Genomic DNA, 23,475 nt, shown 5'->3' on the forward strand with positions numbered 1-23,475 from the left:
TTCTCCCCGAGACCGCCGAAGCCCTTGAGGCCGTCGGCATCGTGTCCCCCTTCCCGATCCAGGAGATGACCCTTCCCGTCGCCCTTTCCGGCACGGACGTCATCGGCCAGGCCAAGACCGGAACCGGCAAGACGCTCGGTTTCGGCCTTCCGCTGCTGGAGCGGGTCACCGTCCCCGCGGACGTCGAGGCGGGCCGGGCCGAGCCCGGGCAGCTGACCGACGCCCCGCAGGCCCTCGTGGTGGTTCCGACCCGCGAGCTGTGCACCCAGGTCACCAACGACCTCCTGACCGCGGGCAAGGTCCGCAACGTCCGCGTCCTCGCCATATACGGCGGCCGCGCGTACGAGCCCCAGGTCGAGGCGCTCAAGAAGGGCGTCGACATCATCGTCGGCACCCCGGGCCGCCTGCTCGACCTGGCCGGTCAGAAGAAGCTCGACCTGTCGCACATCCGCGCCCTGGTCCTCGACGAGGCCGACGAGATGCTCGACCTGGGCTTCCTGCCCGACGTCGAGAAGATCATGAACTACCTGCCGCCGAAGCGTCAGACGATGCTGTTCTCGGCGACCATGCCGGGCGCGGTCATCGGCCTGGCCCGCCGGTACATGACGCAGCCGACCCACATCCGCGCCGTCTCCGAGGACGGCGAGGGCGCGACCGTCGCCAACATCGCGCAGCACGTCTTCCGCGCGCACAACATGGACAAGCCGGAGCTGGTCTCCCGCATCCTGCAGGCGGAGGGCCGCGGCCTGGCCATGATCTTCTGCCGCACCAAGCGCACGGCGGCCGACATCGCCGAGCAGCTGGAGAAGCGCGGCTTCGCCTCGGGCGCCGTCCACGGCGACCTGGGCCAGGGCGCGCGCGAGCAGGCGCTGCGCGCGTTCCGCAACGGCAAGGTCGACGTGCTGGTGTGCACCGACGTCGCCGCGCGCGGTATCGATGTCGAGGGTGTCACCCACGTCATCAACTACCAGACGCCGGAGGACGAGAAGACCTTCCTGCACCGCGTGGGCCGCACCGGTCGCGCGGGCAACAAGGGCATCGCCGTCACCCTGGTCGACTGGGACGACATCCCGCGCTGGCAGCTGATCAACAAGGCGCTGGAGCTGGACTTCCACGACCCGGTCGAGACGTACTCCACGTCCCCGCACCTGTACGAGCAGATGAACATCCCGGCCGGCACCAAGGGCATCCTGCCGCGCGCCGAGCGCACGCGGGCCGGCCTGAAGGCCGAGGACGTCGAGGACCTGGGCGAGACCGGCGGCCGCGGTGGCCGTGGCGGCCGCTCCGGCCCGGCCGCGGCTGCCGCCGTGGTGACGGAGGAGCGCCCCGCGCGTACCCGTACGCCGCGTCAGCGCCGCCGCACCCGTGGTGGCACGGAGCTGGGCGCCGAGACCGCCGAGGCGGTCGCGGTGACCCCGCAGGCCGAGGCTCCCGAGGCTCCGGCCGCCGACGAGCCGCGCAGGCCGCGCCGCCGCCGGACCCGCGCCGCCGTGGTCCCGGCCCAGGCAGCCGAGGCCGTCGAGGCCGCTCCGGTGACTCCGGTCGCCGTGGTCGAGGCCCCTGCCGCCGTCGCGGTCGAGGCCGTCGTGGAGGCTCCGGCCAAGCCGAAGCGCACCCGCACCCGCAAGGCCGTCGCCGCGGTCGCCGAGGCGGCCGTGGTCGAGGCCCCGGCCGAGGAGGCCCCGGTCAAGCCGAAGCGCGTCCGCAAGGTCGCGGAGGCCGCTCCGGAGCCGGACTTCCAGATGGCCCCGCCCGTGGAGCCCGTCAAGGCCCGCCGTACCCGGACCCGCAAGGTCGCCGAGGCCGCTCCGGTGGCTCCGGCCGCCGCTGTGGCCGAGGAGGCCCCGGTCAAGCCGAAGCGCACCCGCACCCGCAAGGCCGCGGCCGCGCCGGAGGCGTAAGCAGCACAGCCCTATACGCCGATGGCCCGGCTCCCCGTCCAGGGGGGCCGGGCCATCGGCGTATCGGCCGACCCGCGGACCCGCGGTGCCGACCGGCCAGTAACGTGAGCCGTATGAGCAAGCCGCCGCGCCTCACCCTGCCCCCGCGCGCCCGCGCGTACCTCCTCGACACCGACCGGGGCGCGTTCGCCGTCCACGAGGCCGGTGCGCCCGTCCGCGGGACCGCCCTGCTGGTGCCCGGGTTCACGGGCAGCAAGGAGGACTTCATCGCCCTCCTGGAGCCGCTGGCCGCCGCCGGGTACCGCGTCGTCGCCGTCGACGGCCGCGGCCAGTACCAGAGCCCCGGCCCGCGCGAGGAGTCCGCGTACGCGCTGGAGGAGCTGGCGGGGGACGTCCTCGCGCAGGCCGCCGCGCTGGACGCGGGCCCGGTCCACCTGGTCGGGCACTCCCTCGGCGGGCTGGTCTCGCGCGCCGCCGTACTCCGCGACGCCTCGCCCTTCGCCTCGCTCACGCTGATGAGCAGCGGGCCCGCCGCGATCTCCGAGGAGCAGCAGGCGCGCACGAAGCTGCTGGTGGCGGCCCTGGAGGCGCTGCGTGAGGACATGCCGGCGGTGTGGGAGGCGATGCGCGCCCATGACCCCGAGGACGCCGTCGCGGACTCGCCCGAGCTGGCGCGGTTCCTGCGCGAGCGGTGGCTGGCCACCGTCCCCGAGCAGCTGATAGCCACGGGCCGGGTACTGATCTCCGAGCCGGACCGGGTCGCGGAGCTGGCGGCCGTCCCGCTCCCGAAGCTGGTGCTGTCGGGAGCCGTGGACAACGCCTGGCCGGTGCCGTTGATGGATGACATGGCGGAGCGCCTGAGCGCTTCGCGTGTGATCGTCGAGCGCGCCGAGCACTCCCCCAATGCGGAGAATCCGCAGGTCACGGCGGGTGCGCTGGCTGCGTTCTGGGACGCGTGCACCGCAGAGTAGTTAGCGAGTGAAAAAATTTCCTTAGCGTAGGGAATGTTTTCCCTCTACACTTCGTTGTGACCTTTGCAAGGAGAACACTGACGAAGGGAGAAGCCCCATGCGCTTCGAGATTCTGCGCCTGGACGACGTCGACGGATCTGCCGTGGACAGCACCGTCGTGGACGCGGCCTCCGTCAACCGGATCGTGCAGCAGGCCGCAGCCGTTGGCCAGCGCATTCTGATCCGACCGGCCGAGACGGCGTCCTGCTGACGCCCTGACACACCGCACGAACGTCGACGCCCCCACACCGGAACCGGTGCGGGGGCGTTCGCATGTCCGTGGCGGTCAGGCGCCCTGTACGACCTGGAGCACACCGTTGATGATCTGCTGGACGGCGATCGCGGAGAGCATCATGCCGGCGAGCCGGGTCACGAGGACCACGCCGCCGTCCCTGATGACCCGGATGATCACCAGCGAGTAGCGCATGGTCAGCCACAGCACGACGTGCATGGCGATGATCGCGCACCAGACCGAGACCTGGCCGCCGAACCCGTCGGCCTTCTGCACGGCCAGGATCACGGACACGATCGCACCGGGGCCGGCCAGCAGCGGCATGCCCAGCGGGACCAGGGCGACGTTGACGTCCTTCGTCTGCTTCGGCTCGTCGGTCTTGCCGGTGAGCAGGTCGAGCGCGATGAGCAGGAGCAGCAGACCACCGGCGATCATCAGCGCCGGGACGGAGACGTGCAGGTAGTCCAGGATCTGCTGGCCGCAGATACCGAAGACCGCGATGACGCCGAAGGCCACGCAGACGGCCTGCCAGGCCATTTTGCGCTGCACCTTGGCGGGGCGCCCGGAGGTCAGGGCGAGGAAGATCGGCGTGATCCCCGGGGGGTCCATAATCACAAAAAGCGTGAGAAAAAGGGATCCGAAGACGGCGAAGTCGAACACAGTGATGCCTTGCGGGAGAGAGGGGTGTCGCGAAGAAAAGTGGTGGGACGGGTGGAGCGGAGCTCTGGCTCGCTAACCCTCACGTCCGCCGGCGCCGGGCACAGGGAAGGCCCCGGTCGCGCGGCGCGTGATCTCGCCGTAGATCTCGGGGTCGGTCGTGTACTCCCCGAGCCGGCAGGTCTTGCGGCTGCCGTGGTAGTCGCTGGAGCCGGTGGTCAGCAGTCCGAGGTCCGCCGCCAGGCCGCGCAGCCGCGCGCGGGTGTCGGTGTCGTGGTCCATGTGGTCCACCTCGATGCCGTCCAGGCCCGCGGCCGCCAGCTCGGCTATCGCCGCCTCGGGCACGCACTCGCCGCGCTTGACGGCGGCGGGGTGGGCGAAGACGGTGACCCCGCCGGCCGCCTTGACCAGGCGGATGGCGTCGAAGGGGTCGAGCTCGTGCTTCTCGGCGTACGCCCGGCCGCCATCGGCGAGCCAGTCGGGCGTGAAGGCGTCCGACACGGTGGGTACGACGCCCAGCTCGACCAGCGCGGTCGCGATGTGCGGCCGCCCCACGGAGCCGTCACCGGCGATCCGGGCCACCTGCTCCCAGGTGACGTCCACGCCGAGCGCCCGGAGCTTGCCGACCATGGTCTGCGCGCGGGGGGTGCGGTCGTCCCGTACGAGTTCCCGCTCGCGGGCGAGCTCGGGCTCCTCGGGGTCGAAGAGGTAGGCGAGCATGTGCAGCCCGACCCCGTCGAGCCGGCAGGACAGCTCGGCTCCGGTCACCAGCGTCAGCCCGGCGGGCAGCGCGGCGATGGCCTGGGCGTATCCGCCCACGGTGTCGTGGTCGGTCAGCGCGACCACGTCCAGCCCCGCGCCGGCGGCATTGCGCACCAGCTCGGCGGGGGTGTCCGTACCGTCGGAAGCCGTGGAGTGGGTGTGCAGGTCGATGCGCACAGCCGGGCTCCAAGGGTGGTACGAACGGGGGGGCACTCCAGGATAACCGGGCCGGAGGTCCCCCCGGGCAGCGGGCCCGCGGGCTATCCCGGCCCGAGGATGCGCGGGCTCAGCGCCCCGCACGGCAGGAGCTCGATCTCGGCCCCCGCGTCGCGGAGGTCGGTGAGGACGAGCTCGTCGTACATCAGGAGGCCGGTCTGCTCCGGCCAGACGATCGCCCAGAGCCACAGGCCCCGCGCCTCGCCCGCGAACACGGCCCGGTCGTCCGGGGCCCCCTTGAGGTGCCACAGCGGTGTCGGGCGGCCCGCCGCGACCACCTTGGCGTGCGGCGGCGCCGACACGTCGATGTGCGAGCCGGGGTCCGGGCCGTCGATGCCCGCGAACCGCGCGCCGAGCCCCACTCCGAGCTCCTCGGCGACCAGCAGCAGCTCACCCATGCCGCCCAGCGGACCGGGACCCGAGCAGGCCACGGCCGTCGCCCGCCCCCCGCTGCGGTCGTCGCCGGCGGAGGCGACCCCGGTGAACAGCCACCCCACCGGGAGCGGCCACGGCATCCACACCGGCACCTTCGTCCGGTGCACGACCACGCTCAGGCCTTCGACGCTGGGCGGGATGACGGGTTGCAGAGGGTGGACAGCGCCGTGCACAGCGCACTGCCAGGAGTCGGAGAAGAGACCGGGCGCTCTGACCCGGCCACCGCACTTCGGGCAACTTGGTTCGCCCCTCATAAGAAGCCACGCTCCTCCCCGCCCGGCGCGCCGTCAAGACGCGATCACCCGTCCGGGCTCAGTCCAGTGCGACTGCGGTACGCAGAGGATCCCGCAGATCCGTGCCGCGCGCGAGCCAGCGTTCCTGGAGGGCGGCCGCTCCGTGCACCCGTTTCCACGCGGCCTCGTTCGCCGTCATGGGGAGCAGGGGGAGGAACTGCACCGGGTCCATGGGCTCGTCCAGCTCCAGGTCCTCCACCAGGCCGCCGGGTTCCGCCACCAGGACGGAGCTGAACGGCGCCCCGTCCCAGAGGGGTTCGCCCACGTCCAGCGAGGCCCCGGGGGCCACGATCAGTCCCTCGACCTGCGGGGAGGCACCCAGTACCGCGAGCGGCCTGAGCAGTTTGTCGGTGGGCGCGAGTCCGCCCCGTACGGTCAGCACCAGCTCGGCGCGCGGCCCGCGTACGGGGTCGGCGACCACGGCGGTCGGATCGGTCATCGGGTGCGCGGACATGCCGAGGGTCGCGTACCGCACGAGGTCACCCTCGGCGAAACGGAGTACCTCGATGCGGTCGGTGCCCAGGAAGGTGACGGCGGCGCGTGCGTCGGGTACGCCGAACGCGGTGCGCAGCCGAGCCTCCACGAGGGCCAGAATTTCTGCCATGGAGCGAGCATAGAACTCGTATCAGCCGGGTAAAGGACGCGTCTTGACCATCCGTCGGCTGATACTGTTGACAGCTGGTCGGGGCCGCACGCAGAAGCGATGTATGGGTGCTCCGGCGACAGGACGTCCCTCACGGGGGACCGGCCGGAGGAGGTGGGGCTGCGATGGATCGAAGTCGATCGTGCAGTACCAATCGCTCTTCCGCTTCTGTGACGGGCGCCTCCCGCCCCCTTTGATCTCCTGATCAGTAGAAGAGCGACGGCAGAACTTTGTCCTCCCGTCCTGTTCCCTCCCCTTGCCCGGGCCTGCCCGCCCGCAGCGGTGGAGGGTCTCCCACCCGTACGGTCCGCAGCCGTGCGCGCGAAGGAGCCTGCCATGTCCATGCTGCCCTACCTGCGTGCGGCCGTCCGTCCGTCGCTGCGCAAGTCCACCCCGGCACAGCCCGGATACGACACCACCCGCGACCCGTCGGCGAGCAGCGCCGTGGTCGACTGCGCCGTGTACCGCGACGGCCGACGCGTGCTGGGGCCCGACTGCCTGACGCCCCGTGAGGCGATCCGCCGGGTCCGCGAGGACGGCGGCTTCGCCTGGATCGGCCTACACGAGCCCACCGAGGCGGAGTTCGCGGGGATCGCGGCCACCTTCGGCCTGCACCCGCTGGCGGTGGAGGACGCCGTGCACGCGCACCAGCGGCCGAAGCTGGAGCGCTACGACGACACCCTCTTCACCGTCTTCAAGACGATCCACTACGTCGAGCACGCCGAACTCACCGCCACCAGCGAGGTGGTGGAGACCGGCGAGGTGATGTGCTTCACCGGCCCCGACTTCGTCATCACCGTCCGGCACGGCGGGCAGGGATCCCTCAAGGGGCTGCGCCACCGCCTCCAGGACGACCCCGACCTCCTCTCCAAGGGCCCCTCGTCGGTCCTGCACTCCATCGCCGACCACGTGGTCGACGGCTACATCGCGGTCGCGGCGGCCGTGCAGGACGACATCGACGAGGTGGAGAGCGAGGTCTTCGCCGCCCCCGCGAAGGGCGCCGCGCGCGGTGGCGACGCGGGCCGCATCTACCAGCTCAAGCGCGAGGTGATGGAGTTCAAGCGGGCGGTCTCGCCGCTGCTGCGGCCGATGGAGCTGCTCAGCGAACGGCCGATGCGGCTGGTGGACCCGGACATCCAGAAGTACTTCCGGGACGTAGCCGACCACCTGGCGCGGGTGCACGAGCAGGTGGTGGGCTTCGACGAGCTGCTGAACTCGATCCTCCAGGCCAATCTCGCGCAGGCGACGGTCGCCCAGAACGAGGACATGCGCAAGATCACCTCCTGGGCGGCGATCATCGCCGTACCGACGATGATCTGCGGGGTCTACGGGATGAACTTCGATCACATGCCCGAGCTCCAGTGGAAGTACGGCTATCCGATGGTGATGGCCTCGATCGTCGGAATCTGCTTCAGCATCCACCGGACCCTGCGCCGCCACGGCTGGCTCTGAGGCCCGTCCACGGCTGGCTCCCAGGCCCGTACCGGCCTCCCCTACTCTGGTCCGCATGACTCTCAGCGCGCTCGACCTGGCCCTCGTCGAGGAGGCCACCAAGAAGTCCGGCCTGATCTGGGTCCGCGGCGGCGGGGCCGACCGCGCCCTGTGGCACGCCTGGGTGGACGGCGCGGCCCACGTACTGGGCGACGGGCCCGGCGAGCAGCCGTTCCCGGGGCTCGCCGACGGGGCGAGCGCCGAGGTGACCGTGCGGAGCAAGGACAAGGGCGGCCGGCTGGTGGCCTGGACCGCGACGGTACGGGAGATCCCGCCGCGCGGCGAGGAGTGGGCGGCGGCTGTCGCCGAGCTCAAGGGCAAGCGGCTGAACGCGCCCGACTCGGAGGAGATGACCGAGCGGTGGGCACGCGAGTGCCGCCTGCTGCGGCTGGAGCCGGAGTCGGTCCGCACGGAGCTGCCGGCCGGCTCGCTGGCCGCGGCCCCGCTGGCCTCCCCCGCGATCACGCGCAGGCCCATCCCTGCGCACCTGCCGAAGCTGCTGCTGAAGCGGAAGAAGGCCGCCCGCTAGACCCCCGGGCTCTGCGCCTCTGCGGCTCTACGCCCCTGGGCCTCTACGGCTTGGTGGGGTTCGAGCCCTGGCCGGAGCCCTTGGTCTCGGCTTCCTTCGTCGTCGGCAGCTGGGACCCGTAGTCGACGGTCTGGTCCTGCGCGGGCGGATCGAGCGGGAAGGCCTTGCCCCACTCCGCGAGCTCCACCCGGCCGGCGCCCCCCGCGCGCTCCATGAGCAGCGGGTACGGGGTCCCCTCCAGGGAGACCGCGAGCTTGCCGCCCTTGCCCTCGTCCGCCGTGACCTGGACCGCCCGGGTGTGCCCGACCTTCGTGTAGGAGCCCTTGGCGAGCTTTCCCTCGAGGCCCAGCAGCCCGTCCAGCAGGACGTCCATGTCGGTGAAACCGCGGAACTGCTTGTAGGAGGGGTCCCCCTCGGGCACCTTCACGTACTTGTCGCCGAGTTTCCCGGCCGAGTCGGACTGGCCCCAGAAGGCCGCGCTCGCCTTCAGGTACAGCTGCTCCCCCACCCGCAGCAGCTGGAACGTGTCGTCCTGGGACTTCACCTCGCCGGAGCCGCCGTCCGACTTCAGCCGCATGTCGAGGGTGAAGGACTTGCCGCCGCTCACCAGCGTGCCGGACAGGTGCACCGAGTCGGCCTCGGTGGCGGCCGCCTTCGCCTTCGCCTCGATCTTGTCGGCGGAGAGCTTGCCGATCCCGTTCGTGCCCTCGTCGGGATCCTCCCCGCAGCCCGTACCGGTGACGGCGAGACCCGCGCACAACACACCGATGAAGGCGGCACGGCGCAGCCGCGCGGCAGGGAAGTAGGCGGTCACGTGCGAGTGCCTCTCGTCCGTCGTCTGCTGGGGGACCTCCCAGCGGCGACTGGGGGGGAGCAGCTGGCAGCGTACCCGCCCGTAGACCGAGGGCCGCCAGCCCCCCGGAGGGACCCCGTGCGGACCGCCCCACCAGGACGCTTGCGCGGGGCACGGGCTAGCCTGAGGGGCGGCAGGACTGTTGATTGACGCTCTAGGAGGCGCTCGGATGGCTGCAGGCGCCCCGCGGATCTTCGTCTCACATCTGTCGGGTGTGCCCGTCTTCGACCCCAACGGCGACCAGGTCGGCCGCGTCCGCGACCTCGTCGCGATGCTGCGCGTCGGCGGACGCCCGCCGCGGCTGCTGGGCCTGGTGGTCGAGGTGGTCAGCCGGCGCCGGATCTTCCTGCCGATGACCCGGGTCACGGGCGTGGAGTCCGGGCAGGTCATCACCACCGGCGTGGTCAACATGCGGCGCTTCGAGCAGCGCCCCACCGAGCGGCTGGTCCTCGGCGAGCTGCTCGACCGGCGCGTGAAGCTGGTCGCGGACGGCGAGGAGGTCACCGTCCTGGACGTGGCCATCCAGCAGCTGCCGGCCCGCCGGGACTGGGAGATCGACAAGATCTTCGTACGGAAGGGCAAGGCGGGCGCGCTGCGCCGGCGCGGGGAAACCCTGACGGTGGAGTGGTCCGCGGTCACCGGCTTCTCCCTGGAGGAGCACGGGCAGGGCGCCGAGAACCTGGTCGCCACCTTCGAGCAGATGCGCCCCGCCGACGTGGCGAACGTCCTGCACCACCTGTCGCCGAAGCGGCGCGCCGAGGTGGCGAGCGCCCTCGACGACGACCGGCTCGCGGACGTCATGGAGGAGCTGCCCGAGGACGAGCAGGTGGAGATCCTCGGCAAGCTCAAGGAGGAGCGCGCCGCCGACGTCCTGGAGGCCATGGACCCGGACGACGCGGCCGACCTGCTCTCCGAACTGCCGGAGGACGACAAGGAGCGGCTGCTGACGCTGATGCAGCCGGACGACGCGGCCGACGTGCGGCGTCTGATGTCCTACGAGGAGCGGACGGCGGGCGGTCTGATGACCACCGAGCCGATCGTGCTGCGGCCGGACGCGACGGTCGCGGACGCGCTGGCCCGCGTACGGCAGGCGGACCTGTCGCCGGCGCTGGCGGCCCAGGTGTACGTGTGCCGGCCGCCGGACGAGACGCCCACGGGCAAGTACCTGGGCACGGTGCACTTCCAGCGGCTGCTGCGGGATCCGCCGTTCACGCTGGTCAGCTCGATCGTGGACACGGGCCTGGCGCCGCTGCGGCCGGACGCCTCGCTGCCGGTGGTGACCAGCTATCTGGCCGCCTACAACATGGTGGCCGTGCCGGTGGTCGACGAGAGCGGTTCGCTGCTGGGCGCGGTGACGGTGGACGACGTACTGGACCACCTGCTGCCGGAAGACTGGCGCGAGACGGACTTCCACTCCGAGGAGGTCGTCAATGGGCACTGAACGGGGGCGCGGCGATCAGTCGCGCGAGCGGCGGCGCGAGCAGATCCGGGAGCGTCGCGAGCAGGCACGGCTGTCGGCGCGCGAGCACGGGCTGGCGGAGGCCGCCGAGCGGGTGGAACGTTCTTCCTTCGAGCGCGGCGAGCGGGCGAAGGCCGGCGGGTTCGGCCCGTCGACCGGTTCGAGCGCGCTGACGCGTTCGCGGGTCCGGCTGGACCTGCCGCGCCCGGCGCGGCGCCGGCTGCTGCCCGAGTACGACCCGGAGGCGTTCGGGCGGCTGTCGGAGCGGGTGGCGCGGTTCCTCGGCACGGGCCGGTTCATCGTCTGGATGACGGTCGTCATCATCTGCTGGGTGCTGTGGAACATCTTCGCGCCGGACGACCTGCGGTTCGACCCGTACCCGTTCATCTTCCTGACGCTGATGCTGTCGCTCCAGGCCTCGTACGCCGCCCCGCTGATCCTGCTGGCCCAGAACCGGCAGGACGACCGTGACCGGGTCAACCTGGAACAGGACCGCAAGCAGAACGAGCGGTCCATCGCCGATACCGAGTACCTGACACGGGAGATCGCGGCCCTGCGGATGGGCCTGGGCGAGGTCGCCACACGCGACTGGATCAGGTCCGAGTTCCAGGACCTGATCAAGGAGATGGACGAGCGGCGGCTATTCCCGCAGGAACGTGACGAAGGCGACCGCTGACGGGCTTTCCTGAGCCGTGCTACCGAGCCGTACCATCGGGGCATGGCTACCGACACAAGCTCCGCCGACGCCGCCGCAGTGCCTGAGCAGGACGCGATCCTGGACGCGCTGGCGACGGTGAACGACCCCGAGATCCACCGGCCGATCACCGAGCTCGGCATGGTGAAATCGGTGGAGATCGGCGACGGCGGCGCGGTCGCCGTCACCGTCTACCTGACGGTGTCGGGCTGCCCGATGCGCGAGACCATCACCAAGAACGTCACCGAGGCCGTCGAGCGGGTCGCGGGCGTCACCTCGGTCGCCGTCACCCTGGACGTGATGAGCGACGAGCAGCGCAAGGAGCTGGCGACCTCGCTGCGCGGCGGGACCGCCGAGCGCGAGGTGCCCTTCGCGAAGCCGGGCTCGCTGACCCGCGTGTACGCGGTCGCGTCCGGCAAGGGCGGCGTCGGCAAGTCCTCGGTCACCGTCAACCTGGCCGCGGCGATGGCCGCGGACGGCCTGAAGGTCGGCGTGGTCGACGCGGACATCTACGGCCACAGCGTGCCGCGCATGCTCGGCGTGGACGGCCGCCCCACCCAGGTCGAGAACATGATCATGCCGCCGTCGGCGCACGGCGTGAAGGTCATCTCCATCGGCATGTTCACCCCGGGCAACGCGCCGGTGGTGTGGCGCGGTCCGATGCTGCACCGAGCCCTCCAGCAGTTCCTGGCGGACGTGTTCTGGGGCGACCTGGACGTGCTGCTGCTGGACCTGCCGCCGGGCACCGGTGACATCGCGATCTCGGTGGCGCAGCTGGTGCCGAACGCGGAGATCCTGGTCGTCACGACCCCGCAGCAGGCCGCCGCCGAGGTGGCGGAGCGGGCCGGTTCGATCGCCGTGCAGACCCACCAGAAGATCGTCGGCGTCGTCGAGAACATGTCGGGCCTGCCGTGCCCGCACTGCGACGAGATGGTGGACGTCTTCGGCTCGGGCGGTGGCCAGAAGGTCGCCGACGGGCTGACCAAGACGGTCGGCGCGACGGTTCCGGTGCTGGGCTCCATCCCGATCGACGTGCGGCTGCGCGAGGGCGGCGACGAGGGCAAGCCCGTCGTCCTGTCCGACCCGGACTCCCCGGCCGGCGCGGCCCTGCGCGCGATCGCGGGCAAGCTGGGCGGCCGCGCCCGCGGCCTGTCGGGCATGTCGCTGGGCATCACCCCGCGCAACAAGTTCTGACCTCAAGGGCACAGCGTGAAGGGCACCGCCGACCGGCGGTGCCCTTTCGCGTTGCCCGCTACTCGTACGTGCCGAGGTCCGTGATGGCCGAGAAGCCGAGCCCGTACGCGCTCATCCCGCGCCCGTACGCACCGAGGTGGACCCCGCTGCCGGTGGACCCGGCGAGCACCCACCCGAACTCCGACTCGCGGTAGTGGAACGGCGTCGGCTCCCCGTCCACCGGGAGCGACAGCGTGGACCAGTCCTCGCCGCCGAGATCGTCCGCGAGCTCCCAGGCGGCCTCGGTCTGCTGGTCGAGCCAGTCGCTGCGCAGGGTGTGGTCCATCTGCCCGGGCCAGCTGTAGGCCAGCAGCCCGGAGCCGGCCAGCCAGGCCGCCGAGGAGACCGAGGTGGCCTCCAGGGTGCCGGTGCCGTCGCCGCTGCGGCGCACCGGGTTGCTGGCCACGGTGACGACCACCGCGAAGCGCTCCTTCTCGCCGGTGGCGATCTCACCGCGGGCGGACGGCTCGTCGCCGTGGCCGGTGGATCCGTGCTCGACGGTGCCGTCGGCGGCCGTACCCACCTGCATGAGCCAGCGGGGGCCGGTGAAGGCCTCGTCCAGCCCGTACCAGGGGAAGTCGGCCGCCAGAAAGCCCTCGGCCGTCCGGCGGGCCGCCGGGACGGGCGCGGCGGCCTCCTCCGGCGCCTGCGCGGCGGTCTGTGGTTCCTCAGCGGGTGCGGCGGCGGTCTGCGCCCCTACCCTGCTGCTCGTCGTCTCCATCTGAGCGGCCTCTCGTTCCGTGGGGCCCGGAACGGCCAGCCCCCCTCGCTTCGCTGGGGGGACCCCCACCCTCGGGCGGCCTGGGTCCGGACAGATGGAGGATAGCCACCGGACCCCCGATCACCGGGCAGGCTGCCTGTCAGGTGGCGTGTTAGGTGGCGTCTCAGGTGGCGTCGGCGTCGAAGCGGGCGCGCTGGTCGGCGGCCGGGGCGGCGGGCTTCTTCAGCAGGTCCGGACCGGTGGCGGCGGGCGTGGCGGACGGACCGGCGGAGGCCACCGCGGGATCCGTCTCCTTGCTGTTCACGGCGTCGGTGACGTCGGTGAGCTCCTTGCGGAGATCGAAGCTGCTGCGGATCTCCTTGAGGTCCTCGTTCTCGGTCAGCTGCTTGCGGATGAAGTTCTTCGGGTTCAGGTCCTCGAACTCGAAGTCCTTGAATTCCGGGCCGAGTTCGGACCGGATGTCCTGCTTCGCGCTGTCCGAGAACGCGCGGATCTTCCGGATGACGCCGGTGACGTCCTGGATGACCTTGGGCAGCTTGTCCGGGCCGAAGATGAGAATGGCGAGCACCACGATCGTGACAAGTTCGAGTGCGCCTATGTCGTTGAACACCTTGCCGCTCCTCGGCTCTCTATCACTTCGGGCCCGGACACACGGTACCCGGCGTTGTCCGCCGGGCCATACCTGCGTACCGCCTCCGTAGCGCTTTCACCGTGTCGTCATCCGGTGCTCATGAGCCGTTCGCCGACCCGAGGACCAGCTCCAGGGTGCGCTCCCGGCCGTCGCGGACCACCGTCAGGGTCAGCGGGTCACCCGGCCGGTGGGACCTGATCTTGATGATCAGCTCGTCCCCGCCGCGCACGCGCTGGCCGTCCACCTTGGTGATCACGTCACCGGCCTTGATCCCGGCGCGGGCGGCCGGCCCGTCGGCGACCACGGCCGGCTTGCCGTCCTCGCCCTTGTCCCCGACCCGGGCCCCGTCGCCCGTGTACTCCATGTCGAGGGTGACGCCGATGACGGGATGCGTGGCACGGCCGGTGCGGATGAGCTCCTCGGCTACGCGCTTGCCCTGGTTGATCGGGATGGCGAAGCCGAGTCCGATGGAGCCGCCCTGGCGGGCGGGATCGTCCTTGTCGGCGCCCCGGATCGCGCTGTTGATGCCGACCACGTGGGCCTTGGCGTCCAGGAGGGGGCCGCCGGAGTTCCCGGGGTTGATGGGGGCGTCGGTCTGCAGGGCGTCGACGTAGCTGATGTCGCTGCCGTCGCCCTTGTCTCCGCCGGCGGTGACGGGCCGGCCGGTGGCGCTGATGATGCCCGCGGTGACGGTGTTGGACAGGTCGAACGGCGCCCCGATGGCCACGACCGGGTCGCCCACCTTCACGTTCTCGGAGTTCCCCAGGCTCAGCGGCTGGAGCCCCCGCACCCCGCTGACCTTGACCACGGCCAGGTCGTACCCGGAGTCGCGGCCCACCAGCTCGGCGGTGACGCTCTCACCGGTGCTGAAGGTGACCGCTATCTCCTTGGCGTCGGCGACCACGTGGTTGTTGGTCAGGATGTGCCCTTGCTGGTCGAGTACGAAGCCGGTACCGGTACCGCTGCCGGCGGAGCCGCGCACGTGCAGGGTGACCACCCCGGGGAGCGCGGCGGCCGCGATGCCCGCGACGCTCTCCGGGGCGCGGCCCTTGTCGGCGACCCCGGCCTGGGGCAGCTCCAGGCGGGTGCTGCTCTGGCGCTCCGCGAGGACGCCGAGGTACCCGCCGATCCCGCCGGCGAGCAGGGCCGTTCCGGCGGCGAGGGCCGCCACCTGCCACAGCCGGAACCCGCGCCCCTGCCTGCCCCGGTCCACGACCTGCAACGGCTGTTCGCCCCAGGGGTCGTACCGCACCTCGCGGACCGGCTCCTGGGCCTCCGCCTCGCCGCCGCCCTCCGGCCGCGGGGCGGGCACCCCTTCGCGGCCGGTGTCCGCCGCCGTGCCCTCGGGCCGGCTCCACCACTGTGGAGCCGGATCGGTCTGCTGCCTGTCGGCCATCGGCGCTCCCCGCGTACTTGTGCGCATGTGCCGCAGATTCAACCAGGTCCGAGGTCAGCGCAGCAGGGAGACCGGGCGGGCCGAGCTGGGCGGGGAAGGGTGGAGCGGCGGGAGCGGGGTCGCCGCGGTCGACAGGAGCGTCGGTACGGCGGCCGGGGTGGGCCGCCGGTCGCGGACGAACGCGTCGGTCACCGAGGCGTCGGCCACGGACACCGCGGGGCCCGGCCGGGAGGCGGGCGCGGGGGATTCACCCCGCAGGTTCGGGTCCACGGTCTCCAGCGGCATCGCACCGCCCAGCGCCAGCGCGGCAAGGGACACCGCTCCGGCGGCGGCGAACGCGAACCGGCGGCGCGGCCGGCCCACCTCGTGGATCCGGAAGCCCTCCTGCTGCGGCCGGGAGGCCGAGGGCAGGGCGTACGCGAAAGAGGCGAGCGGGTCGCCGGAGGGCGGGCCCCCGGGACCGGACGGTCCGTCGAAGCCGCCGCCCGGCAGCCCCTGCAGCCGCGCCAGCAGCCCGGCGGACAGCGGCGGCGGCGCGCTCTCCACGAACATGGTCTTCAGACGGCGCTGGGCATCGGCCTCGGCCTTGCACTTGGCACAGGTGGCCAGGTGGGCCAGGACCCGCTCGCGCGCGTCGTGGTTCAGCTCGCCGTCCACCAGGGCGGCAAGCCGGTCGCCCAGGTGCTGTTCGGCGGGGGACGGATTGGCTCCGCTCACTCGGCTCCGCCCTCTCCCCCGGCGCCCGGCGCGCCCACGGCCGCCCCGGCCAGCGCGCGCTGCTCGGCACGGGCCGCGGGGGACCGGTGCTTGAGCGCCTTGCGCAGGTGCGAACGGCCCCGGTGGATACGGCTGCGCACGGTGCCGAGCTTGACGCCGAGCGTGGCGGCGATCTCCTCGTACGACAGGCCCTCGATGTCACACAGCACCACGGCCGCGCGGAACTCGGGCGCGAGGGTGTCCAGCGCCTGCTGGACGTCCGCGTCGAAGTGGGTGTCGTGCAGGACCTGCTGGGGGGACGGCTCGCGGCTGGGCAGCCGCTCGGCGGCGTCGTCGGCGAGCGCGTCGAAGCGGATGCGCTGCTTGCGGCGGACCATGTCCAGGAACAGGTTGGTCGTGATGCGGTGCAGCCAGCCCTCGAACGTGCCGGGCGTGTACGTCGACAGCGAGCGGAAGACGCGGACGAAGACCTCTTGGGTCAGGTCCTCGGCATCGTGCTGGTTGCCCGTCAGACGGTAGGCAAGACGGTAGACCCGCGCACTGTGCGTGCTGACGATCTCCTCCCATGAAGGAGGGGTCCACGCCTGGGAGCCCGCATCGGCGGCGAACGTCGCGGTGGTTGCGGCGGCTGCGGTGTGGAAGCGGTCAGCGGTGTCGGTCACGGATTTCGGCTCACCCGACGACCAGAAGAGGCGTCTCAACACGCCCCCACGATCCACAGGCGCAGCCGCACCTCCCCTGTCGGCTCTGGTGGTGTCCAGCGGAGTCCCTACCATAGCCACCCCCTCCGTCAGCTCCGGATAAGTGTTTTTGCAGTAACTTTGCATGGCTCGTGGGCCCCGGAGCGGTCCCGGACTGGCGATCTGCCCGGCACCGTCCCTTCTTATCCCGCCCACACCCCACACAACGCCCGGTCCCATCTGCGGGTTCCCGACGTCAACGGATACAGTCACCGTTGCGCCAACTATGGGGACAGGAGAGGGTCATTACCGGCAACCGGCAGACGAGCTGGGCGTTCGCCGACGCGTTTGTCGCCGAGGACGACGCTCTGCGATGGGCCCGCGACCGGTCCAGGGAAGCGGGCCTGCGCTCGGTCTCCCCCGGTACCGGGGCCGCGCTGCGCCTGCTGGCCGCCACCGCGGACGCCAAGGCGGTCGCCGAGATCGGCACCGGAACCGGCGTCTCCGGCATCCACCTGCTCCACGGAATGCGCCCGGACGGGGTGCTGACCACGGTGGATCCCGAAGCGGACCGGCAGGCTTTCGCCCGCCAGGCCTTCCGCGCCGCCGGCTTCGCGGGCAACCGCGCGCGCTTCATCCCCGGCCGGGCGCTGGACGTGCTCCCCCGCCTCGCCGACGGCGGGTACGACCTCGTCTTCTGCGACGGGGACCCTGCCGAGTCCCTCGACTACCTCGCTGAATCGTTGCGCCTGCTGCGCCCCGGCGGGCTGGTGTGCTTCGAGGGAGTCTTCTCCGACGGCCGTACGGTCGACTCCTCGGCCCAGCCGGTGGAGGTGCTCCGCGTCCGCGAGCTGCTGCGCAGCGTCCGGGAGAGCCCCGCCCTGGAGGCCGCGCTGCTCCCGGTGGGCGACGGACTGCTGTGCGCCGTGCGGCGCTGAGCGGCTCGTATCAGCGCAGCAGGGCGAAGGTGAGCGCCGCCGTCCCGCCCAGGGCGGTCCCGGCGAGCAGCTGAGCGGCCGTGTGCGCCCGCAGCGCCAGCCGCGACCAGCCGATGGCGGCGGCGATCAGCGCCGCCGGGAGGACCGGCGGGCCGAAGACGAGCAGCAGGATCATCACGGTGCCGCCGGCCACCGACATGTGGATGGATATCTGCCAGCCGACGGTGACCAGCAGGGACGAGACGAGCCCGGCGAGCATCGCCACGACGAGCGCGAACACGTCCGCCGGGGCGCCCAGGACGTGCAGCAGGCCGATCCCGGCGGCGACGGAGACCAGGCTCAGGGCCATCGGGACGACCCGCTGGCGCCGCACCCGTATGTGCTGGTCGGTCAGCGCCCCCCGCCGGACGCCGAGCACGATGATCCCGATCGGGACCACACCGCAGAACAGGGCGGCGAGCAGACCCCAGCCGAGGCCGGACCACGAGCCGGTGCTGTGCCACCCGACCAGCAGGAGCAGGGCGACCACGAGGTTCGCCGGCGCGAGGACGTCGGAGAGGATCCGGGCCGCCTTCTCGCGCGGGGTGCAGTCGGCGAAAGCGGGCGGCGCGGGCGGCGAGTAGGTCACGGCGACGGCTCCGGGAAGGGGATGTCCTCGAACACGACACAACGCTGCCCCGGCCGCTCATCGCGGTCGGGGCAGCGCAGAGAATGCAGTAACGCGGAAATGCAGTGAAAGTGCGGTCAGCGTCCTCGGGGGATCAGCCGACGACCTTCTTCAGGGCGTCACCCAGGGCGTCCGCCTCGTCCGGGGTCAGCTCGACGACGAGCCGACCGCCGCCCTCGAGCGGTACGCGCATGACGATGCCCCGCCCCTCCTTGGTGACCTCGAGCGGGCCGTCGCCCGTCCGCGGCTTCATGGCCGCCATGCTCGTTCCCCTTCCTGAAACCAGCTCATCGTCAGCCGACGGCCCCATTCAGGCGCCTAGTACCGGCATCGAACACATTGCTTCCCAGCCATTATCCCGCATGTCAGGACCCGATGACCAACATCGCCCGGGAACGCTTCGGCAACGCGCTCGGCCAAAACCACTCATTTCGGGGACCCGCCTGCGATACTTCGCCCCCGCTTCCGGTGAACGGCCCCGGCTTTCTTTGACGCACATCACATGTGCGCGTGCCGTCCGGTCCGCCATGCTGGCCCTTGCACCGGCCGGTACCGGCCGGTAGCCATCCCGCGACGAAGGGGGACCCCCTGCCATGGCCGACAGCGTGCTCTACGAAGTGAGCGACGGACTCGCGACCATCACGATCAACCGCCCGGACGCGATGAACGCCATGAACACGGAGGCCAAGGTCGCGCTGCGCGACGCGGCGCTCGCGGCGGCCGCGGACACCGCGGTGCGGGCCGTCCTGCTGACCGCGGCCGGCAACCGGGCCTTCTGCGTGGGCCAGGACCTCAAGGAACACATCGGGAACCTGGCGGCGGACCGCGAGAGCGGCTCCACCCTCACGATGAGCACCGTCACGGAGCACTACAACCCGATCGTCCGCGCGCTCACGGAGATGCCGAAGCCGGTGGTGGCCGGGGTGAACGGCGTCGCGGCCGGGGCGGGCTTCGGTTTCGCCCTCGCGGCGGACTTCCGGGTCGTCGCCGACACCGCGTCCTTCAACACCTCGTTCGCCGGGGTGGCGCTGACCGCCGACTCCGGGGTCTCGTGGACCCTGCCCCGGCTGATCGGCGCTTCCCGCGCCTCCGACCTGCTGCTCTTCCCGCGCTCGGTCAAGGCCCAGGAGGCGTACGAGCTCGGCATCGCCAACCGCCTGGTCCCCGCGGACTCCCTGCACGCCGAGGCCGAGGCCGTGGCCCGTGCGCTGGCGTCCGGCCCCACGGTCGCGTACGCGGCGCTGAAGGAGTCCCTGGCGTACGGGGCCTCCCGCTCCCTCGCCGAGGCGCTGGAGCGCGAGGACGTCCTCCAGACCCGTGCAGGGGCCTCCGAGGACCACTCCATCGCGGTCCAGGCCTTCCTCGCGAAGCAGCCGCCGAAGTACCTCGGCCGCTGACCGTGCGGAACGACTACGCCTCGCGGGAGACGCAGCCCGCGAGGTGGTCGTTGACCAGGCCGCACGCCTGCATCAGCGCGTAGGCCGTGGTGGGCCCGACGAAGCGGATGCCCGCCTTCTTCAGGGCCTTGGCCAGGGCCGTGGACTCCGCGGTGACCGCCGGCACGTCGGCGGTGCTCCTCGGGGCCCGGCCCGGCTTCTTCGGCGCGTGGGACCAGATCAGCTCGTCCAGCTCCCCGGGCTGCCACCCGGCCAGCACCTTCGCGTTGGCCAGGGTGGCCTCGATCTTGGCCCGGTTGCGGATGATCCCCTCGTCCGCCAGCAGCCGCTCGGCGTCGGCCGGCCCGAACTCCGCGACCGCCGCGATCTCGAAGTCCGCGAAGGCCTTACGGAACCCCGCGCGCCGGCGCAGGATCGTGATCCAGGACAGCCCGGACTGGAAGGCCTCCAGGCACAGCCGCTCGTACAGCGCGTCGTCCCCGTGGACCGGTTTGCCCCACTCGGTGTCGTGGTAGACGACGTAGTCCTCTGTGGAGAGCCCCCAGGGGCAGCGCAGACCGCCGTCCGGTCCGGCCACGAGCCCGGCGCCGCTCACCGGTCGTCCTTGGTGAGGTCGACCCGGTCCTCCGGGGCCGGGGCGGCCGGGGTGGCCGCCGCCGTCAGCTGCGCGATCCGCGCGTCCCGCTCGGCCAGCTCCGCCGCCAGCCGCTCCAGTACGTCGTCCACCTCGGCCATCCGGTAGCCGCGCGGCGCGACCGGCAGCCGCAGCGCGTCGATGTCCGCCCGTACGACGGGCCGGGTCTCCGGCAGCCCGTCGGCCACCCGGTCCGGCTCCGCTTCCGGCAGGACGGCCTCCGAACCGCCGCCGATCACCGCCAGGGTGACCGCTGCCACGACCACGACCAGCGCGATCATCAAGAAGAAGAACACGATCAACTCCCCTGAGAGACTCCGGCCACCAGGTTAAGGTCGCAGGCGAGGCGCATGGGCCGCCGAAGGAGGAAAGAGCAGGATGCTGCGACTGGGCAGGCGCGAGTTCGACACCCATGAGCCGGTGATCATGGCCATCGTGAACCGGACTCCGGACTCCTTCTACGACCAGGGCGCGACGTTCCGCGACGAGCCGGCACTCGACCGCGTCGAGCAGGCGGTCGCCGAGGGCGCCGCGATCATCGACATCGGCGGGGTCAAGGCCGGTCCCGGCGAGCACGTGGACGCGGCCGAGGAGGCGCGGCGCACGGTGGGCTTCGTGGCCGAGGTACGGCGCCGCCACCCGGACGTGGTGATCAGCGTGGACACCTGGCGGCACGAGGTCGGCGAGGCCGTGTGCGAAGCCGGGGCCGATCTGCTGAACGACGCGTGGGGCGGGGTGGACCCCAAGCTGGCCGAGGTCGCGGCGCGCTACGGCGTCGGGCTGGTCTGCACCCACGCGGGCGGGGTCGAGCCGCGTACGCGGCCGCACCGGACCTCGTACGAGGACGTCATGGCCGACATCCTGCGCGTCACCGTCGGCCTCGCCGAACGGGCGGCGGAACTCGGCGTCCGCCGGGACGCGATCATGATCGACCCGGGCCACGACTTCGGGAAGAACACCCGGCACTCGCTGGAGGCCACGCGCCGGCTGGCGGAGATGACGGACACCGGCTGGCCGGTGCTGGTCTCCCTGTCCAACAAGGACTTCGTCGGCGAGACCCTCGACAAGCCGGTCAAGGAGCGCCTGCTGGGCACCCTGGCCACGACGGCGGTCTCGGCCTGGCTGGGCGCGCAGGTCTACCGCGTCCACGAGGTCGCGGAGACCAAGCAGATCCTGGACATGGTCCGCACCATCCAGGGCCACCGCCCCCCGGCGGTCGCCCGCCGCGGACTGGCCTGAGCCGCCGCACCCTGAACCCTGCCCACCCTGAGCCCGCCGCGGCCCGGGCCGTTGCGGCCCGGGCCCGTGGGGTTACTTCCCGACTTCCTTCGTCACCAGCGCGATCGCCTCGTCCACGTCGTCCGTGACGTGGAAGAGGTAGAGGTCCTTCTCCGAGGCCTTGCCCTGGGCGATCACCGTGTTGCGCAGCCAGTCGATCAGGCCGCTCCAGTACTCCGTGCCGAACAGCACGATCGGGAAGCGGGTGATCTTCTGGGTCTGGACCAGGGTCAGCGCCTCGAACAGCTCGTCCAGCGTGCCGAGCCCGCCCGGCAGCACCACGAAGCCCTGGCTGTACTTCACGAACATCGTCTTGCGGACGAAGAAGTACCGGAAGTTCAGCCCGAGGTCGACGTGCTGGTTGAGCCCCTGCTCGAAGGGGAGCTCGATGCCCAGGCCGACCGAGACTCCGTTGGCCTCGCGGGCGCCCTTGTTGGCCGCCTCCATCGCGCCCGGACCACCACCGGTGATCACCGCGAACCCGGCGTCGACCAGTGCGCGCCCGATCCGCTCGCCCGCCTCGTACTCCGGCGTCCCCGCCGGGGTGCGGGCCGATCCGAACACGCTGATCGCGGGCGGCAGCTCGGCGAGGGTGCCGAAGCCTTCGATGAACTCCGACTGGATGCGCAGGACCCGCCAGGGATCGGTGTGCACCCACTCGGAAGGCCCGGCGGAATCCAGCAGCCGCTGGTCCGTCGTACTGCCGGCCTTGATCTGGCTCCGCCTCCTCAGCACCGGCCCGAGCTGCTGCTCCTCGGGCCGACGACGAGCGGACCCTTCAGGGTTGCCCATGATGTGCTCCCTCCTGCTGATCGTTGGATCAGGTTAGGCGCACGAAGGTGACCACAAGCGGAATTCAGGAGGTCAGCCAGGCACGGAGTCGTTCCTCGCAGTGGAGGATCGCCTTCGTCTCGACGCGTTCGTCGACCTTGTGGGCCAGCAGGGCGTCGCCCGGGCCGTAGTTGACCGCCGGTACGCCCAGCGCGCTGAAGCGGGAGACGTCCGTCCAGCCGAACTTCGGCATGGCGTGGCCTCCGACGGCCTCCATGAAGGCCGCGGCGGCCGGGTGGGAGAGGCCGGGCAGCGCGCCGGGCGAGGAGTCGTCGACCACGAACTCGGCGATGTCGCAGTCCGCGAAGACCTCCCGTACGTGGGCCAGGGCCTCGGCCTCGCTGCGGTCCGGGGCATAGCGGAAGTTGACCGTCACCGTGCAGGCGTCGGGGATGACGTTGTTGGCGACGCCGCCCTCGATGCGGACCGCGTTGAGGCCCTCGTGGTACTCCAGGCCGTCGATCACCGGCTTGCGCGGCTCGTACGCGGCCAGCCGCGCCAGGATCGGCGCGACCGAGTGGATCGCGTTGGAGCCCATCCAGCTGCGTGCGGAGTGGGCGCGCTCGCCGGAGGTGCGCAGCAGCACCCGCAGGGTGCCCTGGCAGCCGCCCTCGACCTCGGCGTCGGAGGGTTCGAGCAGCACCGCGAAGTCGCCGGTCAGCCAGTCGGGGTGGGCCGCGGCGACCTTGCCCAGGCCGTTGAGGTCGGCGGCGACCTCCTCCTGGTCGTAGAAGACGAAGGTGAGGTCCCGGTTCGGCTCGGGAACGGTCGCCGCGATGCGCAGCTGCACGGCGACGCCGGACTTCATGTCCGTCGTGCCGCAGCCCCACAGGACGTCGTTCTCGTCGAGTCGGGAGGGAACGTTGTCGGCGATCGGCACGGTGTCGAGGTGGCCGGCGAGCACGACGCGCTCGGCGCGGCCGAGGTGCGTGCGGGCGACGACGTTGTTGCCGAAGCGGTCCACGGTGAGGTGCGGCAGGGCCCGTAGCGCGTGTTCCACGAGGTCGGCGATTACCTTCTCGTCGCCGCTCACGGAAGGGATGTCGACGAGCCGGGCGGTCAGCTCGGCGGCGTCCAGGGTGAGGTCCAGCTCGGATTCCGGCATGGAACCGACCCTAACGCCCCGGCCGTGGGGCAGCCTCGGACGTCCGGCCGGTGGACGCGTCATATGCCTCAA

At 71.9% G+C, this 23,475-nt stretch carries 27 protein-coding genes; 11 read left to right on the forward strand and 16 right to left on the reverse strand.

Going from position 1 to position 23,475, the window contains the following annotated elements; genetic code table 11:
* The first annotated feature begins 41 nt into the window (after positions 1-41).
* The 3 genes from JIW86_RS15725 to JIW86_RS15735 all read left to right on the forward strand — a co-directional run bounded on the left by JIW86_RS15725 (position 42) and on the right by JIW86_RS15735 (position 3,122).
* Complete coding sequence (locus JIW86_RS15725; protein ID WP_257554296.1) at positions 42-1,901, forward strand: DEAD/DEAH box helicase; 1,860 nt, start codon at positions 42-44, stop codon at positions 1,899-1,901.
* Positions 1,902-2,014: 113 nt separating this feature from the next.
* Positions 2,015-2,872, forward strand: a complete 858-nt coding sequence (locus JIW86_RS15730; protein ID WP_257554297.1) for an alpha/beta fold hydrolase — start codon at positions 2,015-2,017, stop codon at positions 2,870-2,872.
* A 97-nt stretch (positions 2,873-2,969) separates the two neighbouring features.
* Positions 2,970-3,122, forward strand: coding sequence for a hypothetical protein (locus tag JIW86_RS15735; RefSeq protein ID WP_215149874.1), 153 nt, complete (start codon positions 2,970-2,972; stop codon positions 3,120-3,122).
* A 75-nt stretch (positions 3,123-3,197) separates the two neighbouring features.
* Here the strand turns inward: JIW86_RS15735 and JIW86_RS15740 are convergent, their stop codons facing one another.
* The 4 genes from JIW86_RS15740 to JIW86_RS15755 form a co-directional block, all read right to left on the reverse strand.
* Positions 3,198-3,803 (reverse strand): MarC family protein, encoded by a 606-nt coding sequence (locus JIW86_RS15740; RefSeq protein WP_215149875.1) that lies wholly within the window; start codon positions 3,801-3,803, stop codon positions 3,198-3,200.
* A gap of 72 nt (positions 3,804-3,875) precedes the next feature.
* Positions 3,876-4,739 (reverse strand): PHP domain-containing protein, encoded by an 864-nt coding sequence (locus JIW86_RS15745; RefSeq protein WP_257554298.1) that lies wholly within the window; start codon positions 4,737-4,739, stop codon positions 3,876-3,878.
* An 83-nt stretch (positions 4,740-4,822) separates the two neighbouring features.
* Positions 4,823-5,467 (reverse strand): DUF6758 family protein, encoded by a 645-nt coding sequence (locus tag JIW86_RS15750; RefSeq protein WP_257554299.1) that lies wholly within the window; start codon positions 5,465-5,467, stop codon positions 4,823-4,825.
* A gap of 58 nt (positions 5,468-5,525) precedes the next feature.
* Positions 5,526-6,110 carry a suppressor of fused domain protein gene (locus JIW86_RS15755; RefSeq protein ID WP_215149878.1) on the reverse strand — a complete coding sequence of 195 codons (585 nt, stop codon included), beginning with the start codon at positions 6,108-6,110 and terminating at the stop codon, positions 5,526-5,528.
* Positions 6,111-6,485: 375 nt separating this feature from the next.
* On the opposite strand from JIW86_RS15755, the gene JIW86_RS15760 reads away from it, so the two are divergent.
* Complete coding sequence (locus JIW86_RS15760) at positions 6,486-7,601, forward strand: magnesium and cobalt transport protein CorA (protein WP_215149879.1); 1,116 nt, start codon at positions 6,486-6,488, stop codon at positions 7,599-7,601.
* Positions 7,602-7,656: 55 nt separating this feature from the next.
* Entirely contained in the window at positions 7,657-8,169 is a 513-nt protein-coding gene (locus JIW86_RS15765) for a hypothetical protein (protein ID WP_215149880.1), read from the forward strand.
* A gap of 43 nt (positions 8,170-8,212) precedes the next feature.
* Here the strand turns inward: JIW86_RS15765 and JIW86_RS15770 are convergent, their stop codons facing one another.
* On the reverse strand, positions 8,213-8,983 hold the full coding sequence (locus JIW86_RS15770; RefSeq protein ID WP_257554300.1) for a hypothetical protein: 771 nt from the start codon (positions 8,981-8,983) through the stop codon (positions 8,213-8,215).
* Positions 8,984-9,191: 208 nt separating this feature from the next.
* Here JIW86_RS15770 and JIW86_RS15775 point away from each other — a divergent pair, with 208 nt between their 5' ends.
* The 3 genes from JIW86_RS15775 (at position 9,192) to JIW86_RS15785 (ending at position 12,369) form a co-directional block, all read left to right on the forward strand.
* The gene (locus tag JIW86_RS15775; RefSeq protein ID WP_257554301.1) at positions 9,192-10,463 is read left to right on the forward strand and encodes a magnesium transporter MgtE N-terminal domain-containing protein; all 1,272 of its coding nucleotides are present in this window, start codon (positions 9,192-9,194) and stop codon (positions 10,461-10,463) included.
* Entirely contained in the window at positions 10,453-11,157 is a 705-nt protein-coding gene (locus tag JIW86_RS15780) for a DUF1003 domain-containing protein (RefSeq protein WP_257554302.1), read from the forward strand. Before JIW86_RS15775 ends, JIW86_RS15780 begins: the two co-directional genes overlap by 11 nt.
* Before the next feature lie 96 nt (positions 11,158-11,253).
* Positions 11,254-12,369, forward strand: coding sequence for an Mrp/NBP35 family ATP-binding protein (locus JIW86_RS15785; protein ID WP_215149902.1), 1,116 nt, complete (start codon positions 11,254-11,256; stop codon positions 12,367-12,369).
* 58 nt (positions 12,370-12,427) lie between these two features.
* On the opposite strand, the gene JIW86_RS15790 is transcribed toward JIW86_RS15785, so the two are convergent.
* The 5 genes from JIW86_RS15790 to sigE form a co-directional block, all read right to left on the reverse strand.
* Positions 12,428-13,129, reverse strand: a complete 702-nt coding sequence (locus JIW86_RS15790) for a hypothetical protein (RefSeq protein WP_215149883.1) — start codon at positions 13,127-13,129, stop codon at positions 12,428-12,430.
* 163 nt (positions 13,130-13,292) lie between these two features.
* Positions 13,293-13,739, reverse strand: coding sequence for a sec-independent translocase (locus JIW86_RS15795; protein WP_257554305.1), 447 nt, complete (start codon positions 13,737-13,739; stop codon positions 13,293-13,295).
* Positions 13,740-13,857: 118 nt separating this feature from the next.
* Positions 13,858-15,156 carry a S1C family serine protease gene (locus JIW86_RS15800; protein WP_323186097.1) on the reverse strand — a complete coding sequence of 433 codons (1,299 nt, stop codon included), beginning with the start codon at positions 15,154-15,156 and terminating at the stop codon, positions 13,858-13,860.
* A 54-nt stretch (positions 15,157-15,210) separates the two neighbouring features.
* Entirely contained in the window at positions 15,211-15,873 is a 663-nt protein-coding gene (locus JIW86_RS15805; RefSeq protein ID WP_257554306.1) for an anti-sigma factor family protein, read from the reverse strand.
* Positions 15,870-16,649: an RNA polymerase sigma factor SigE gene (gene sigE / locus JIW86_RS15810; RefSeq protein ID WP_257554307.1), complete on the reverse strand. Its 780-nt coding sequence runs from the start codon at positions 16,647-16,649 to the stop codon at positions 15,870-15,872. Before sigE ends, JIW86_RS15805 begins: the two co-directional genes overlap by 4 nt.
* 179 nt (positions 16,650-16,828) lie before the next feature.
* Here sigE and JIW86_RS15815 point away from each other — a divergent pair, with 179 nt between their 5' ends.
* Positions 16,829-17,491, forward strand: a complete 663-nt coding sequence (locus JIW86_RS15815; RefSeq protein WP_069921811.1) for an O-methyltransferase — start codon at positions 16,829-16,831, stop codon at positions 17,489-17,491.
* A gap of 10 nt (positions 17,492-17,501) precedes the next feature.
* On the opposite strand, the gene JIW86_RS15820 is transcribed toward JIW86_RS15815, so the two are convergent.
* Positions 17,502-18,119, reverse strand: coding sequence for a hypothetical protein (locus JIW86_RS15820; protein ID WP_257554308.1), 618 nt, complete (start codon positions 18,117-18,119; stop codon positions 17,502-17,504).
* A 133-nt stretch (positions 18,120-18,252) separates the two neighbouring features.
* Positions 18,253-18,420 carry a DUF3117 domain-containing protein gene (locus tag JIW86_RS15825; RefSeq protein ID WP_003966491.1) on the reverse strand — a complete coding sequence of 56 codons (168 nt, stop codon included), beginning with the start codon at positions 18,418-18,420 and terminating at the stop codon, positions 18,253-18,255.
* Positions 18,421-18,751: 331 nt separating this feature from the next.
* Between JIW86_RS15825 and JIW86_RS15830 the strand changes: the two genes are divergently transcribed.
* Positions 18,752-19,555 carry an enoyl-CoA hydratase/isomerase family protein gene (locus JIW86_RS15830; RefSeq protein WP_257554309.1) on the forward strand — a complete coding sequence of 268 codons (804 nt, stop codon included), beginning with the start codon at positions 18,752-18,754 and terminating at the stop codon, positions 19,553-19,555.
* 13 nt (positions 19,556-19,568) lie between these two features.
* On the opposite strand, the gene JIW86_RS15835 is transcribed toward JIW86_RS15830, so the two are convergent.
* Both JIW86_RS15835 and JIW86_RS15840 read right to left on the reverse strand, forming a co-directional pair.
* The gene (locus JIW86_RS15835) at positions 19,569-20,150 is read right to left on the reverse strand and encodes a DNA-3-methyladenine glycosylase I (RefSeq protein WP_322975525.1); all 582 of its coding nucleotides are present in this window, start codon (positions 20,148-20,150) and stop codon (positions 19,569-19,571) included.
* Entirely contained in the window at positions 20,147-20,485 is a 339-nt protein-coding gene (locus JIW86_RS15840; protein ID WP_374199364.1) for a DivIVA domain-containing protein, read from the reverse strand. Before JIW86_RS15840 ends, JIW86_RS15835 begins: the two co-directional genes overlap by 4 nt.
* An 82-nt stretch (positions 20,486-20,567) precedes the next feature.
* On the opposite strand from JIW86_RS15840, the gene folP reads away from it, so the two are divergent.
* Positions 20,568-21,428, forward strand: coding sequence for a dihydropteroate synthase (gene folP / locus JIW86_RS15845; protein WP_257554310.1), 861 nt, complete (start codon positions 20,568-20,570; stop codon positions 21,426-21,428).
* A 72-nt stretch (positions 21,429-21,500) separates the two neighbouring features.
* On the opposite strand, the gene JIW86_RS15850 is transcribed toward folP, so the two are convergent.
* Entirely contained in the window at positions 21,501-22,259 is a 759-nt protein-coding gene (locus JIW86_RS15850) for a TIGR00730 family Rossman fold protein (RefSeq protein ID WP_215149893.1), read from the reverse strand.
* 64 nt (positions 22,260-22,323) lie between these two features.
* A complete protein-coding gene (gene dapE, locus JIW86_RS15855) occupies positions 22,324-23,403 on the reverse strand; it encodes a succinyl-diaminopimelate desuccinylase (RefSeq protein ID WP_257554311.1) in 1,080 nt (359 codons plus the stop codon).
* Positions 23,404-23,475 lie beyond the last annotated feature (72 nt).

The organism is Streptomyces sp. NBC_00162, assembly GCF_024611995.1.
Classification (GTDB): domain Bacteria; phylum Actinomycetota; class Actinomycetes; order Streptomycetales; family Streptomycetaceae; genus Streptomyces.